The sequence below is a fragment of the Streptomyces sp. GB4-14 genome (assembly GCF_022696125.1).
Classification (GTDB): Bacteria; Actinomycetota; Actinomycetes; order Streptomycetales; family Streptomycetaceae; genus Streptomyces; species Streptomyces werraensis.
In genome coordinates this window covers 189,908-206,699 of the sequence record NZ_RZHO01000001.1, presented here as the reverse complement: position 1 = coordinate 206,699, position 16,792 = coordinate 189,908, and the positions used below count along the sequence as shown (strand labels likewise).

At 75.7% G+C, this 16,792-nt stretch carries 1 protein-coding gene and 1 pseudogene; both read left to right on the top strand.

Annotation, left to right across the window (positions count from 1 at the left end):
* Positions 1 to 51: 51 nt before the first annotated feature.
* A pseudogene (locus tag ELQ39_RS32340) lies at positions 52 to 5,691 on the top strand (SDR family NAD(P)-dependent oxidoreductase); the annotation flags it as partial.
* A gap of 32 nt (positions 5,692 to 5,723) precedes the next feature.
* Positions 5,724 to 16,763 (top strand): type I polyketide synthase, encoded by an 11,040-nt coding sequence (locus tag ELQ39_RS00660; protein WP_242590535.1) that lies wholly within the window; start codon positions 5,724 to 5,726, stop codon positions 16,761 to 16,763.
* The last annotated feature ends 29 nt before the right edge of the window (positions 16,764 to 16,792 follow it).

The following is a 16,792-nucleotide window of genomic DNA, read 5'->3' as shown; positions in this document are numbered from 1 at the left end:
CCCGACAGCCCCGACAGCCCCGACAGCACGGCCAAGGTGCGCGACTACCTCAAGCGGGTCACCGCCGAACTCGTCGCCACCCGCGACCGGCTGAAGACCGCGCAGGAGGCGGCGGAAGCCGCCCGCGAGCCCGTCGCCATCGTCTCGATGAGCTGCAGGCTGCCCGGCGGCGCCGACACCCCCGAAGCCCTGTGGCGGCTCCTGGAGACCGGCACCGACGCGGTGTCCGGGCTGCCCGAGGACCGCGGCTGGGACCTGGCGGCCCTCTACGACGCCGACCCGGACGCCCACGGCACCAGCTACGCCCGCGAAGGCGGCTTCCTGCACGACTGCGCCGACTTCGACCCGGAGTTCTTCGGCATCTCGCCCCGCGAGGCCCTCGCCATGGACCCCCAGCAGCGACTGCTTCTGGAGACCGCCTGGGAAGCCTTCGAACGCGCCGGACTCACCCGCGACGCCGTCCACGGCAGCCGTACGGGGGTGTACGCGGGCGTCATGTACGACGACTACGGCGCCCGTCTCCCGCACACGCCGGGCGGCCGGCTGCCCGAGGGCCTGGAGGGCTACCTCGTCAACGGCAGCGCGGGCAGCGTCGCCTCCGGCAGGGTGTCGTACACCTTCGGGCTGCGCGGCCCCGCCGTCACCGTCGACACCGCCTGCTCCTCCTCGCTGGTCGCCGTGCACCTCGCCGCCCAGGCGCTGCGCGCCGGGGAGTGCGACCTGGCGCTCGCGGGCGGGGTGACCGTACTGGCCACGCCGACGATGTTCATCGACTTCTCCCGGCAGCGCGGACTCGCCGCCGACGGCCGGTGCAAGGCGTTCTCCGACGCGGCCGACGGCACCGCGTTCGCCGAGGGCGCGGGTCTGCTGCTGCTGCAGCGGCTGAGCGACGCACGGCGTGAGGGCCGCACCGTCCTCGCCGTCCTCCGCGGCTCGGCCGTCGGCCAGGACGGCGCCGGAAACGGCCTGACCGCGCCCAACGGGCCCGCCCAGCAGGCCGTCATCCGGGCCGCGCTGCGCGACGCCCGGCTCACCGCCGACCAGGTCGACGCCGTGGAGGCCCACGGCACCGGCACCAGCCTGGGCGACCCCGTCGAGGCGGAGGCCCTCCTCGCCACCTACGGGCAGGCCCGCACCGCCGGGCGGCCGCTGTGGCTCGGCTCGCTGAAGTCCAACATCGGCCACGCCCAGGCCGCCGCCGGCGTCGCCGGTGTCGTCAAGACGGTCCTGGCCCTGCGGCACGGACTGCTGCCCCGGACCCTGCACGCGGACGTGCCCTCCTCCCGCGTCGACTGGGCGGGCGGCGCGGTGCGTCTGCTGCACGAGAACACCGCCTGGCCGGACCGCCCCGGCGAACCGCGCCGTGCCGCCGTCTCCGCCTTCGGCGCGAGCGGCACCAACGCCCACCTGATCCTGGAGCAGTCACCGGAACCCGCGGCCTCCCCCACCGCCTCGGAGGGGCCCGCCCCCTCGAAGGCACCCGCCGGACCGGCTTCCGCGCCCGCCGGCGCCGCCTGGGCGCTGTCCGCGCGTTCCGGGCCCGCCCTGCGGACGCAGGCGCGCCGCCTGCTGGCCCACCTGGACGCCGCCGGCTCCGACACCGATCCCGGTCTGCTGGCCGGGGTGCTGGCCCACCGGCGCACCGCCTTCCCTGAGCGGGCCGTCGTGCTCGGCACCGGACTCGACGAGCTGACCGAGGGACTCACCGCCCTCGCCGCCGGCCGCGCCGCCCCCGGCCTGGTCACCGGGCACGCCACCGCCGGGCGCCGCACCGCGTTCCTCTTCACCGGCCAGGGCAGCCAGCGCCCCGGCACGGGCCGTGAACTGCACGCTCGGCACCCCGAGTTCGCCCGCGCCCTCGACGAGATCGACGCGGCCTTCGCACCCCACCTGGAGCGTCCGCTGCGTGAGGTGATGTTCGCCGGCCCCGGCTCGGCCGACGCCGCGCTGCTGGACCGCACCGAGTACACCCAGCCCGCCCTGTTCGCCCTCGGAGCCGCCCTGTACGCCCTGGTCACCGCGCGGGGCCTGGTCCCGGACGCCGTCACCGGCCACTCCGTCGGCGAGATCACCGCCGCGTACGTTGCCGGTGTCCTGTCGCTGGAGGACGCCGCGACGCTGGTCGCCGCCCGCGGCCGTCTCATGGGCGAACTCCCCGAGGGCGGCGCGATGGCCGCCCTCCAGGCCACGCCCGAGGAGGTGCTGCCCCTGCTGGCCGACCGCGCCCACGAGCTGGACCTCGCCGCCGTCAACGGGCCCGCCGCGGTGGTCGTCGCCGGGGACACCGCGGCCGTCACGGGACTCACCGAGCACTTCAAGGGACTCGGACGGTCCGTCAAGCACCTCAAGGTCTCGCACGCCTTCCACTCCCCGCACATGGACGCCATGCTGCCCCGGTTCGAGACCGTCGTCCGCGGTCTGGAACTCCGCCCGCCCACGATCCCCGTCGTGTCGAACCTGACCGGAGCCCTCGCGGACGACGCCACCCTGTGCGACCCGGACCACTGGGTCCGCCACGCCCGCCGGCCCGTACGGTTCCTCGACGGGCTGCGCGCCCTGCGGGCCACCGGCACCGACACCTTCGTGGAACTCGGCCCCGACGCCGTCCTCACCGCCGTCACCCGCACGATCCTCGACACCGACGACGCCACCGCCACCGGCACCGACGGCCGCACCCCCGCGGGGCCGGACGTGCTCACCGTGCCCGTGCTGCGCCGCGGCCACTCCGAAGGAGCCGTCCTCGACCGGGCGATCGCCACCCTCCACACCCACGGCCTGCCCGTACGGCCGGCCGCCGAGCCGGACCCCGGCCCCGCCGCCGAACTCTCCGCGGCACTGCCCACGTACCCCTTCGAACGCACCCGCTACTGGCTGGACGCCCCCGCCCCCGCCGCGCCGCTGGCCACCGCCGGACTCGACGACGCCGGGCACCCGCTGCTCGCCGCCGCCGTGGAACTCCCCGACGGCCAGGGCGGCGTGTGGACGGCCACCCTCTCCACCCGCACCCACCCCTGGCTGGCCGACCACACCCTCGCCGGCCGGACCGTCGTCCCCGGCACCGCCCTGCTCGAACTCGCCCTCGCCGCCGCCGGCGACGGCCACGCGATCGCGGAACTCACCTTCGGCCGGCCCCTCGTCCTGCCCGACGACACCGCCGTACGGCTGCGGGTACGCGTCGGCGCCGAGGAAGCCGACGGCTCCCGCCCCGTGACCGTGCACTCGGCGCCCCTCGACCTCGGCGCCGCATGGACCGCGCACGCCACCGGCCGCACGGAACCCGCCGGGGCGCCCGAGGACACGCCGGTCACCGACCTGGCCGGGACCTGGCCACCGCCCGGCGCGGAGCCCGTGCCGCTCGACGACGAGCACGCCCGCTTCACCGCCGCCGGCGTCGGCTACGGCCCCGCCTTCCAGGGACTGACGGCCGCCTGGCGGCTCGGCGACACCGTGTACGCGGAGGCCGCCCTGCCCGCCGCCGAGGCCGCGGAAGCGCCCCGCTACCTGCTGCACCCCGCCCTGCTGGACGCCGCGCTGCACGCCGTGACCGCCACCCGGCCCGACGCCCACGGCCTCGTCCCCTTCGCCTGGACCGGCGCCGGCCTGCACGCCCGGGGCGCCGACGCACTGCGCGTCCGCATCACCCCGGAGGGCACCGACTCGGTCGCCGTCACCGCCGCCGACCTCACCGGCCGCCCCGTCCTCACAGCCCGCGGCCTCGCCCTGCGAGAGATCGCCGCCGACCACGTCATCGCCGCGGCCGGCACCGCCACGCCGCCACTGCTGCGGCCCACCTGGACCCCCCTGGCCGCCGGACCTCAGGCACCGGATCCCGGCACCTGGTACCTGCTCGGCGCCCCCACCCCCGGCCTCGCCGAGGCCCTCACCGCCACCGGCGCCACCGTCCACACGGCCGACGACCCGCACGGCGTCCCGGCCGACGGAGCCGCCCCGCCGCACGTCCTGGCCGCCCTGCCCGCGACCGGCGACCCGCACCGCGCCGCGCACCTCGCCCTCGACCTCGTCCACCGGTGGCTGGCCGCCGAACACCTCCCTCCGGCCCGCCTCACCGTCCTCACCGAGGGCGCCACCGACGCGGCCGGCCCCGTCACCGACCCCGCGGGCGCCGCCGCCTGGGGCCTGCTGCGCACCGCCCAGACCGAACACCCCGGCCGCTTCGCCCTGGTGGACACCGACACGACCGAGGCCTCCCACCGGGCCCTGCCCGCCGCCCTCGCCGCCGCCGGACCGGACGCGCAACTGGCCCTGCGCGCCGGAACCGCCCACACCCCGGCCACCGCCCGCGCCCGCTCCACCGGGAACGGCACCCGCTTCGACCCCGACGGCACCGTCCTCGTCACCGGCGGCACCAGCGGCCTCGGCGCCGCCGTCGCCCGGCACCTGGTCACCACCCACGGCGTGCGCCACCTGCTGCTCGTCAGCCGCCGCGGCCCCGGCACACCCGGCGCCCGCGAACTCGCCGCCGACCTCACCGCGTCGGGCGCCGAGGTCACCGTGGCCGCCGGCGACGCCGCCGACCGCGACCGCCTCGCCGCCCTGCTCGCCCACCTGCCCACCGCCCACCCGCTCACCGCCGTCGTGCACACCGCGGGCGTCCTGGACGACGGCGTGCTGACCGCCCAGACCCCCGACCGCGTCGACGCCGTCCTGCGGCCCAAGACCGACGCCGCGCTGACCCTCCACGACCTCACCCGGGACCTGCACCTCGACGCGTTCGTGCTCTTCTCCTCCGCGGCCGGCCTCCTCGGCAGCGCCGGACAGGCGGGCTACGCCGCCGCCAACGCCCACCTCGACGCCTTCGCCTCCTGGCGACGCGCCCAGGGCCTGCCCGCCCTCTCGCTGGCCTGGGGACCGTGGGCGGGAGACGGTATGGCCGCCGCCCTCGACGGCGCCGACGCCGTCCGCCTGCGCCGCACCGGACTCGTACCGCTCACCCAGGCCGAGGGCCTCACCCTGTTCGACGCCGCACTGGACACCGAGGCACCCGTCCTGCTGCCGCTGCGCTTCGACCCGGCCCGCGCCGGCACCGACGTACCCGCCGTGCTGCGCGGCCTCACCACCGGCGTCCCGCACCGTCCCGCCGCCCGAACGGCCGCGCTCCCGGCTGCCGCGCCGGCCGGTCCCTCCCTCGCCGACCGCGTCGCCGGCCTGCCGCGCGCCGAACGCGCCGCGCTTGTCCTGGAACTGGTCCGGGCCGAGGTCGCCGCCGTCCTCGGCCACACCGGCACGGACGGCATCCCGGCCGGCCGCAGCTTCAAGGACGCCGGCTTCGACTCCCTGACCGCCGTGGAACTGCGCAACCGGCTCACCGCCGAGACCGGTCTGCGCCTGACCCCGACCCTCGTCTTCGACCACCCGACCCCCCAGGCACTGGCCGCCCACATCGACGGCGCCCTGCCCGGCGCCGACAGCGCGGTCCTCGCCCTGCTCGGAGAGCTGACGCAGGCCGTGGACCGGTCCGACACCCTCGACGACCGAGCCCGGCAGACGGTCACCGAACAGCTCCGCCGGCTGCTCACCCGGCTCGACGAGGGCGGCGACGCCACCGCACCCGCGGGCACCGAACCGTCCACCGACGCCGCCGAAGCCACCGGCGACGTCACCGAACTACTCCGATCCGCCTCCGACGACGAACTGTTCGAGCTGCTCGACAGCGGTTTCCGCGCCGTCTGACGCCTCGGCAACCACACCTTCAGGGGAGAGCTGTGTCCGCCAACGAAACTCACAAGGACGCCGCCGGCAACGAGGTCCGGCTCCGCGACTACCTGCGCCGTGCCATGGCCGAACTGCACGAGACCCGGGAGAAGCTCCGCCAGGCCGAGGAACGCGGCACCGAACCCATCGCGATCGTGGGGATGGCGTGCCGGTTCCCGGGTGGGGTGGGGTCGCCGGAGGGTTTGTGGGATCTGGTGGTGTCGGGGGCGGACGCGGTGTCGGGTTTCCCGGTGGACCGTGGCTGGGACGTGGAGGGGTTGTTCGATCCGGAGCCGGGCCGGCCTGGGCGTACGTATGTGCGTGAGGGTGGGTTTCTGCACGGGGCGGGGGAGTTCGACGCGGGGTTCTTCGGTATTTCGCCGCGTGAGGCGGTGGCGATGGATCCGCAGCAGCGGTTGCTGCTGGAGACGTCGTGGGAGGCGTTGGAGCGGGCGGGTGTCCCGGCGGAGGGTCTGCGCGGGTCACGGACCGGCGTCTTCGTCGGCGCCATGTACCACGACTACGGCACCGACCGCACCGCCGCCACGGACGACACCGGCGGCTACGGCGGCACCGGCACCTCCGGCAGCGTCGTCTCCGGCCGGATCTCCTACGCCCTGGGCCTGGAGGGCCCCGCGGTGACCGTGGACACCGCCTGCTCGTCCTCCCTCGTCACCCTGCACCTGGCCGCGCAGGCCCTGCGCGCCGGGGAGTGCGATCTCGCCCTCGCGGGCGGCGTCACCGTCATGTCCACCCCGAACACCTTCGTCGAGTTCTCGCAGCAGCGGGGGTTGTCGGTGGACGGGCGGTGCCGTGCGTTCGCGGAGGGTGCGGATGGTACGGGCTGGGGTGAGGGTGTCGGGATGCTGCTCGTGGAGCGGTTGTCGGACGCGCGTCGGCTGGGTCACCGGGTGCTGGCGGTGGTGCGGGGTTCGGCGGTGAACCAGGACGGTGCGTCCAACGGGCTGACGGCTCCGAGCGGTCCGTCGCAGCAGCGGGTGATCAGGGCGGCGTTGGAGTCGGCGGGTCTGTCGGCGGCTGATGTGGATGTGGTGGAGGCGCACGGTACGGGGACGCGGCTGGGTGATCCGATCGAGGCGCAGGCGTTGCTGGCGACGTACGGGCAGGGGCGGGATGCCGAGCGGCCTTTGTGGCTGGGGTCGTTGAAGTCGAACATCGGGCATGCGCAGGCTGCTGCCGGTGTGGGTGGGGTCATCAAGATGGTGATGGCTCTTGAGCGGGGTGTGCTGCCGAAGACTCTGCATGTGGATGGGCCGTCGTCGCGGGTGGACTGGTCGGCGGGTGCGGTGGAGTTGCTGACGGAGCAGCGTGTGTGGCCGGAGGTGGGTCGTGCGCGTCGGGCGGGTGTGTCGTCGTTCGGTGTGAGCGGGACCAACGCGCACGTGATCCTGGAGCAGGCGCCGGCCGTCGAGGCGGTCGGGGAGCCGGCCGTGGTGCGTGACCTGCCGGTGGTCCCGCTGGTGGTCAGCGCCAAGTCCCGGGAAGCCCTCCGGGAACAGCAGGCACGCGTGCGCGCCCTCCTGGACCAGGAGGACCTCTCCCCACGCCCGGTCGACGTGGCCTACAGCCTCGCCACCGGACGCTCCGCCCTCGAGCACCGCTCGGTGACGCTGGACCAGGTCACGGTGGAAGGCGTGGTCCCGGAGTCCCCCGGACGGACGGTGCTGATGTTCCCCGGTCAGGGGACGCAGTGGGCGGGGATGGGCCGGGAGTTGCTGGACACCGCCCCGGTGTTCGCGGCTCGTATGGCGGAGTGTGCGGAGGCGTTGGCGCCGTTCGTGGACTTCGATCCCGTCGAGGTGCTGCGTTCGGGTGCGGCGTTGGAGCGGGTGGAGGTGATCCAGCCGGTCACCTGGGCGGTGATGGTGTCGCTGGCCGGGTTGTGGCGGTCGTTGGGTGTGGTGCCGGACGCGGTGGTGGGGCATTCACAGGGCGAGATAGCCGCTGCCGCGGTCAGTGGTGCGCTGTCGTTGGAGGACGCGGCGCGTGTCGTCGCTCTGCGGGCGCAGGTGATCGGCCGGGAGCTGGCCGGTCTGGGCGGTATGGCGTCGGTGTCGCTGCCGCGTGCGGAGGTGGAAGCGCGCCTGGCCTCCGGCTGGACGGGCCGCCTCGACATCGCGGCGGTCAACGGCCCCTCCAGCACCGTCGTCGCCGGAGACGCGGACGCGATCGTGGAGTTCGTCGCCGCCTGCCGGGCCGAGAAGATCCGGGCCCGTCAGGTTCCCGTGGACTACGCCTCGCACTCCGCACACGTCGAGCGCATAGAGGCCGAGCTTCTCGAGGTCCTCGCCCCGATCACCCCGCGCCGGGCGCGTATCCCGTTCTACTCGACCGTCGATGCCGCCCCGGCGGACACCACGACCCTCGACGCGGGCTACTGGTACCGCAATCTGCGCCACACCGTCCGCTTCGAGGAGACCGTCCGGCTGCTCACGTCCAAGGGCTTCGGCACCTTCGTGGAGTCCAGCGCGCACCCCGTGCTCACGATGGGCGTGCAGGAGACGGCCGACGTGACGGCCGTCGGATCGCTCCGCCGCGACGAGGGCGGACTGACCCGCTTCCTCACCTCGGCCGCCGAACTCTTCGTCCACGGAACGCCCGTCGACTGGGCCGCCCTCTTCGACGGCACCGGCGCCCGGCACGTCGACCTGCCCACCTACCCCTTCCAGCACCAGCACTACTGGCTGGAATCCGGCACGCCGGAGAACGACTCGCTCACCTACCGCGTCCAGTGGAAGGCCCTCGGCGTCGACGAGGGCGCCACGCGGATGTCCGGGCGCTGGCTGCTCGTACTGCCCGAAGGGCCCGCCGGGGAGGCCGCCGCCGACGCCGCCCGGCAGCACCTGGCCGCCCGCGGAGCGGTCGTGGAGTCGCTCGCCGTCAGCCCGGCCGCCACCGACCGGTCCCTGCTGCGCGCCCGGCTCGCCGAGACGGCCGACCGTCCCGGTGCCGAACCACTGACCGGCATCCTGTCCCTGCTCTCCCTCGCCGAGGGCGAGCACCCCGACCACCCGGCCGTACCGCTCGGGCTCGCCGCCACCCTCACCCTCGCCCAGGCCACCGCCGACGCGGGCACCGGGGCGCGGCTCTGGGCCGTCACCGAAGGCGCCGTGACGGTGACCGCCAGCGAGGTGCCGTCCCCCGCCCAGGCTCAGGTCTGGGGCCTGGGCCGAGTCGCCGCCCTCGAACTGCCCACCCTGTGGGGCGGACTGGCCGACCTGCCCGCCGGCGGAGCGGCCGACGCCCGCTCCTGGCAGCAGCTCGCCGTCCTGCTGTCCGCACCCGGCACCGACGACCAGGTGGCCGTCCGCGGCTCCGGCATCTTCGGCCGCCGCATCGTCCACGCCCCGCTCGCCCCGGACGGCGGTACGCGGCCCACGCACGGCACCGCGCTCGTCGTCGGCGACATCGCGGGCGTCGCCGAGCCACTGGCCCGCCGCCTGCTCGCCTCCGGCACCGCGCACGTCGTCCTCGCCGGACTCACCGGCGCCGTCGCGGACGACCTCGACGACCTCGCCGACCGCGCCACCGTCACGCCCTGCGACCTGACCGACGACCGCGCCCTCGGTGAACTCCTCACCCGGCACACCCCGTCCGCCGTCTACGTCGCCCCGCCCGCCGCGCCGCCGACCACGCTCACCGCGACCACGATGGAGGGCTTCGCCGCCGCCGTCGCCGCCAAGACGGACCTGCCCACCCGTGTGGACGGACTCCTCGCCGGCAGCGAACTGGACGCGTTCGTCGTGTTCTCCTCCGTCGCGGGCGTCTGGGGCGGCGCCGGCCAGGGCGGCTACGCGGCCGGAACCGCGTACCTGGACGCGTTCGCACAGACCCGCCGGGCCGTGGGCCTGGCCGCCACCTCGGTGGCCTGGACCCCCTGGCGGAACACCTCCGGCGTCCTGGCCGGACACCTCGCACGCACCGGCCTGTCCCTGCTCGCCCCCGAGCGGGCCCTGGACGCCCTCGACGCCGTCCTCGGCCGCGACGAGACCGGCATCGCGGTCGCGGACGTCGACTGGAGCCGCTTCGAACCCGCCTACACCGCCGCCCGGCCCTGCGCCCTCCTCGACGAACTGCCCGAGGTACGGCGGGCGCGCCACGAGGAACGGGCCGCCACCGACCGCGAGGACGGGGCCACCGGACTCGCGGCCGTCCTGCGCGGCAAGTCCGACCAGGAGCAGGAACGGGAACTGCTGCGGCTGGTGCGCACCCACGTCGCCGCGGCCCTCGGACACACCGACGCCGACGGCATCGCCCCCGACCGGGCCTTCCGCGCCCTCGGTTTCAACTCCGTCACCGCCGTCGAACTGCGCAACAGGCTGCGCGAGGCCACCGGCCTGCACCTCGCCGCCTCCCTCGTCTTCGACCACCCGAACCCCGCCGCGGTCGCCCGCCACCTGAAGGAGCTGGCCACCGGCACGGGCACCGACCGGTCCGCCGACGCGCCCTTCGCCCTCGCGCCCGCCGACCGCGCCGGCGAGCCCATCGCCATCGTCGGCATGGCCTGCCGCTTCCCCGGCGGCGTCAGCACCCCCGGAGAGCTGTGGCGGCTCGTCCTCGACGGCGGCGACGCCGTCACCCCCTTCCCCACCAACCGCGGCTGGGACCTCGACGGCCTCTACGACCCCGACCCGGAGGCCAAGGGCCGCACCTACGTCCGCGAGGGCGGCTTCCTGCCCGAGGCACCCGACTTCGACCCGGAGTTCTTCGGCATCTCGCCCCGCGAGGCCCTCGCCATGGACCCCCAGCAGCGGCTGCTGCTGGAAACGTCCTGGGAGGCGTTGGAACGTGCCGGACTCGACCCCGCCCACCTGCGCGGCAGCCGCACCGGCGTCTTCATCGGCACCAACGGCCAGCACTACATGCCGCTCCTCCAGAACGGCGACGAGGACTTCGACGGCTACCTCGGCACCGGCAACTCCGCCAGCGTCATGTCCGGCCGCCTCTCCTACGTCTTCGGGCTGGAAGGCCCCGCCGTCACCGTGGACACCGCCTGCTCGGCGTCCCTGGTCGCCCTGCACCTGGCCGTGCAGTCGCTGCGCCGCGGCGAATGCGGCATGGCCCTCGTCGGCGGCGCCACCGTCATGTCCACACCGGAGATGCTGGTCGAGTTCTCCCGCCAGCGCGTCATGTCACCCACCGGCCGCTCCCGGGCCTTCGCCGCCGGAGCCGACGGCGTCGCCCTCGGCGAAGGCGCCGGCACCCTGCTCGTGGAGCGGCTCTCCGACGCCGTACGCAACAACCACCCCGTGCTCGCCGTCATCCGCGGCTCCGCCGTCAACCAGGACGGCGCCAGCAACGGCCTGACCGCCCCCAGCGGCCCCTCCCAGATCCGGGTCATCCGCCAGGCCCTCGCCGACGCGGGCCTGCGACCGTCGGACGTCGACGCCGTGGAGGCGCACGGCACCGGCACCGAACTCGGTGACCCCATCGAAGCGCAGGCGCTCCTGGCCACCTACGGCGCCGAGCGCCCCGCCGGCGACCCGCTGTGGCTCGGATCGGTGAAGTCCAACCTCGGCCACACCCAGGCCGCCGCCGGCGTCGCCGGCGTCATCAAGATGGTGCTCGCCCTGCGCGGCGGCGTACTGCCGCGCACCCTGCACGTCGACGAGCCCACCCCCCGCGTCGACTGGACCGCGGGCGCCGTGTCCCTGCTCACCGACGACGTGGCCTGGCCCGAGCGGGACACCCCGCGCCGCGCCGGCGTCTCCGCCTTCGGCATCAGCGGCACCAACGCCCACGTCGTCCTCGAAGAGGCCCCCCGTCCCGAGCCGCGGCCCGACGCCGCCGGCCCCGGCCGGGACGACGACACCGACTGGTGGTCGGAGGTCACCGTCCCGCTGCTGTTCTCCGCCCGCAACGAATCCGCGCTGCGCGCCCAGGCGGCCCGGCTGCGCGCCGGACTGATCGAACACCCCGACACCCACCCCGCCGACGCCGGCTACACCCTGATGACCGCGCGCTCCCGCTTCGAGCACCGGGCCGCCGTCATCGGCGAGAGCCGCGAGGAACTCCTCGACGCCCTCAACTGCCTCGCCCAGGACCGCCCGCACCCCGTCGTGCTGCGCGGCACCGCCGGGCCCGGCGACCGGATCGTGTTCGTCTTCCCCGGGCAGGGCTCCCAGTGGGCGGCGATGGCCGAAGGACTGCTGGAACGCTCCGCCGCCTTCCGCGCGAGTGTGCGGGAGTGCGACGAGGCGCTGCGCGCCCACCTCGACTGGTCCGTGCTGGACGTCCTGCGGCAGGTGCCCGGCGCCCCCTCCACGGCCCGCGTCGACGTGGTCCAGCCGGTGCTGTTCACCATGATGGTGTCGCTGGCCGCCACCTGGCGCTCCCTGGGCGTGCACCCCTCGGCCGTCGTCGGCCACTCCCAGGGCGAGATCGCCGCCGCGTACGTCGCCGGCGGCCTCTCCCTCGACGACGCCGCCCGCATCGTGGCCCTGCGCAGCCAGGCCTGGCTGACCCTGGCCGGGCAGGGCGGCATGATCGCCGCGTCCCTGTCCGCAGGGGACCTCCGGGCCCGCCTCGCCCGCTTCGGCGACCGGCTCTCCGTGGCCGCCGTCAACAGCCCCCACACCGCCGCCGTCGCCGGCGAACCCGGGGCGCTGAAGGAACTCCTCGACGAACTCGCCGCCGACGGCGTCCACGCCCGGCCCATCCCCGGCGTCGACACCGCTGGGCACTCCGCGCAGGTCGACGCCCTCAAGGACCACCTCCTGGAGGTCCTCGCCCCCGTCGCGCCCCGCAGCGGCGACATCCCGTTCTACTCCACCGTCACCGGCGGTCTGCTGGACACCGCCGCACTGGACAGCGGCTACTGGTACCGCAACATGCGCGACCCGGTGGAGTTCGAGGCCGCCACCCGCGCCCTCGTCGCCGACGGCCACGAGGTGTTCCTGGAGCCCAGCCCGCACCCCATGCTGGCCGCCTCCCTCCAGGAGACGGTCGCGGACTGCGGCGCCCGCGCCTCCGTCCTCGGCACCCTGCGCCGCGAGAAAGGCGGCGCCCGCTGGTTCGCCGCGGCCCTCGGCACCGCCCACGTCAGCGGCGTCGAGATCGACGCCGACGCCCTCTTCGGCACCGGCTCCCGCCGCGTCGAACTGCCCACCTACCCCTTCCAGCGGGAGCGGTACTGGTACAGCGCCCCGGCCCGGCGCGGCGACCTGTCCGCCGTAGGCCTGCGCGAAGCGGCCCACCCGCTGCTCGGCACCGGCGTGGAACTGCCCGAGTCGGGCTCCGTCGTCTACACCGCGCGCCTGGGCGCCGACACCCAGCCCTGGCTGGCCGACCACGCCCTGCTGGGCACCGCCCTGCTGCCCGGCGCGGCCCTCATGGACCTCGCCGGCTGGGCCGGACGGCAGTCCGGCTGCGCCCGCACCGACGAACTGATCCTCCAGGCACCCGTCGCGCTGCCCGACACCGGCGCCCTGGAACTGCGGCTCCTGGTCGCCGCCGCCGACGAGGACGGACGGCGCACCCTCACCGTCCACTCCCGCGAGTCCGGCGCCGCCCCCGGCACCCCCTGGACCCGGCACGCCGAAGCCGTCGTCGCCCCCGCGCCCGCCGCCGCACCGCCGGCCCCCGCGCCGGCCCCCTGGCCGCCGACCGCCGCGGCCCCCGCACGGCACACCGAACCCGCCGCCTTCTACGCGGAGTTCGCCGACCGCGGTTACGACTACGGGCCGGCCTTCCGCGGCTACCGCGCGGGCTGGACGGACGGCGACACCGTGCACGCCGACGTGCACCTGCCCGAACAGGCCACCGGCACCGGCTACGGACTGCACCCCGCCCTCCTCGACGCCGCCCTGCAGGCCATGAGCCTGGGCCGGTTCTTCCCCGAGGACGGGCTCACCCGCATGCCGTTCGCCGTGCGCGGCGTGACCCTGCACACCGAGGGCGCCGCCCGCCTGCGCGTCACGATCCGCCCCGCCGGAGAGGAGGCCGTCTCCCTGCACGCCACCGACGACAGCGGACGGCCCGTCCTGGACATCGAGGAACTGCTGGTCCGCACCGTCTCCGACGCCCAACTGGCCGCCGCGTCGGCCGGCCGGGCCGGACACCACGGCTCCCTGTACGAGGTGGACTGGCCGACGCTGCCCGTCCCCGCCGCGCCGCCCGTGCGCCGCCTCGCGGTCGTCGGCGAGGACCACGCCAAGGTGCTCGCCGCGCTGGAGGCCGCCGGCCATGACGGCGACTGGTATCCCGACCTGGCCGCGCTGCTCGCCGCCACGGGGACCGGGCCCGCCCCCGACACCGTGGCCATCTCCTTCCCGCAGCACCCCTGCCCCGACGCCGCGGCCGCCCACGCCACCGCCCACCGGGCCCTGGACCTGGCCCAGAGCTGGCTGGCGGCCGGAGACCGGCTCGCCGGCACCACCCTCGCCCTGATCACCCGCGGAGCGGTGGCAACCGCCGCCGACGAACAGGTCGGCGACCCGGTCGCGGCCACCGTGTGGGGCCTGATCCGCTCCGCCCAGTCCGAGGAACCCGGCCGCTTCGCCCTCCTCGACGTCCTCGACGTCGACCACCCCGACACCCTCAAGGGCACCACCCTGGCCGCCGCCCTCGCCTGCGGCGAATCCCAGGCCGCCGTCCGCGGCAGCACCGTCCGCGTCCCACGGCTCGCCCGCGCCGCCGACGCCACCGCACGCGGCGACCTGCTGCTGCCCCCGGCCGACAGCACCGCCTGGCGGCTCGCCACCACCGGCACCGGCACCCTGGAGGGCCTGCGCCTGACCGACGCCCCCGACACCCTCGCCGCCCTCGAACCCGGACAGGTGCGCATCGCCGTACGCGCCGCCGGCGTCAACTTCCGCGACACCCTCATCGCGCTCGGCATGTACCCGGGCGACGCCGTCATGGGCGCCGAGGGCGCGGGCATCGTCACCGAGACCGGACCCGGCGTCACCCACCTGGCCCCCGGCGACCGCGTCCTCGGCATGTGGACCGGCGGCTTCGGCCCCTTCGCCGTCGCCGACGCCCGCATGGTCGCCCCCGTCCCCGACACCTGGAGCTACGCCGAGGCGGCCTCCGTACCGGCCGTGTTCCTCACCGCCCACTACGCCCTCACCCGTCTGGCCGCGGCCCGGCCCGGCCAGACCCTGCTCATCCACGCGGCCGCCGGCGGGGTCGGCATGGCGGCCCTGCAGCTCGCCCGCCACCTCGGCCTGACCGTGTACGCCACCGCGAGCACCGGCAAGTGGGACACCCTGCGCCGCCTCGGCCTGAGCGACCACGCCATCGCCAACTCCCGCACCACCGAGTTCGCCGACACGTTCCTCGCCGCGACCGGCGGCAAGGGCGTGGACATCGTCCTCAACTCCCTCGCGGGCGACTTCGTCGACGCCTCCCTGCGGCTGCTGCCGCGCGGCGGGCACTTCCTGGAACTGGGCAAGGCCGACGTACGCGATCCCGAACACCTCGCCCGGACCCACCCGGGCACCGCCTACCAGGCGTTCGACCTCGTCCAGGCCGGGCCCGACACCGTCGGCGAGATGCTCCGCGAACTGCTCGACCTGTTCGCCCGGGGCGTCCTGAGCCCGCTGCCGCTGACCACGTACGAGATCCGCGGCGCCCGCGAGGCCTTCCGCACGCTCAGCCAGGCCCGGCACACGGGCAAGCTCGTCCTCACCATGCCGCCGTCCTTCGGACCGTACGGCACCGTCCTGGTCACCGGCGGCACCGGCACCCTCGGCAGCGCCGTGGCCCGCCACCTGGTCACCGAACACGGCGTACGCCACCTCGTACTCGCCGGCCGCCAGGGACCCGACGCGCCGGGCGCCACGGAACTCGCCGCCGAACTGACCGGACTGGGCGCCGAGATCACTGTACGGGCCTGCGACGCCGGCGACCGCGAGCAGCTCGCGGCGCTCCTCGCCGACATCCCCGCCGACCGGCCGCTGACCGGCGTCGTGCACACCGCCGGCGTCCTCGCCGACGGCACCGTGCCCGCACTGACCCACGACGACCTCGACACCGTCCTGCACCCGAAGGTCGACGCCGTGCTCAACCTGCACGACCTCACCCGCGACCTGGACCTCACCGGATTCGTCATGTACTCGTCCTCGTCGGCGCTGTTCGGCAGCCCGGGCCAGGGCGGCTACGCCGCCGCCAACGCCTTCCTCGACGCCTTCGCCGGATACCGGCGTTCCCTGGGCCTGCCCGCCGTCTCCCTCGCCTGGGGCCTGTGGGCCGGCGACAGCCGGATGGCCGGCCACCTCGACCAGAGCGGCATGCACCGCCGGCTCGCCCGGGGCGGGATCCTGCCCCTCACCGACGCCGAGGGGCTGACCCTGTTCGACGCCGCCCAGGCCGCCGACAGCCCGCTCCAGGTACCCATCCGGCTCAACCACGCGGCCGTCCGCGCCGCCGGGCCCGTCCCCGCCTTCCTCAGCACACTCGTCCAGGGCGGCACCACCGAGGCCTCCCGGCCCGCCGCGCAGGAGGGCACCGCCGACGCGGGCACCCTCACCGCCCGCCTGGCCGGACTGTCCGCCGAGGAACAGGAGGAACTCCTCCTCGACACCGTCCGCGGCCACGCCGCCGCCGTCCTCGGCCACGGCGGACCCGAGGGCATCGCCGCCGACCGGGCGTTCAAGGAGACCGGCTTCGACTCCCTCACCGCGGTCGAGATGCGCAACCGGGTGGCCGCCGACACCGGCCTGCGCCTGCCGGCCACCCTCGTCTTCGACCACCCGACGCCCCTCGCCCTCGCCGCGCACCTGCGCGCCGCACTGGCTCCCGAGGAGACCGGGACATCACTGCCCGCCCAGGCCGACGGCACGTCCGTCATGACGGAACTCGACCGTCTGGAGGCCCTGTTCGGCGCCCTCGCCGGACAGGCCGCCGACGGCACCGCTCCCGACACCACCACACACCAGGAGATCGCCGGCCGCCTCACGGCCCTGGCCGGACTGTGGAACGGCATCGGCGGCACCCGCGGCACACCCGCCGCGGACGGAACGACGGCCGACTCCCTCCAGGACGCCGACGACGACGAGATCTTCGCATTCATCGACGAGCGGTACTGAGCCGCGACCACATGACGGGGTGACCAGAC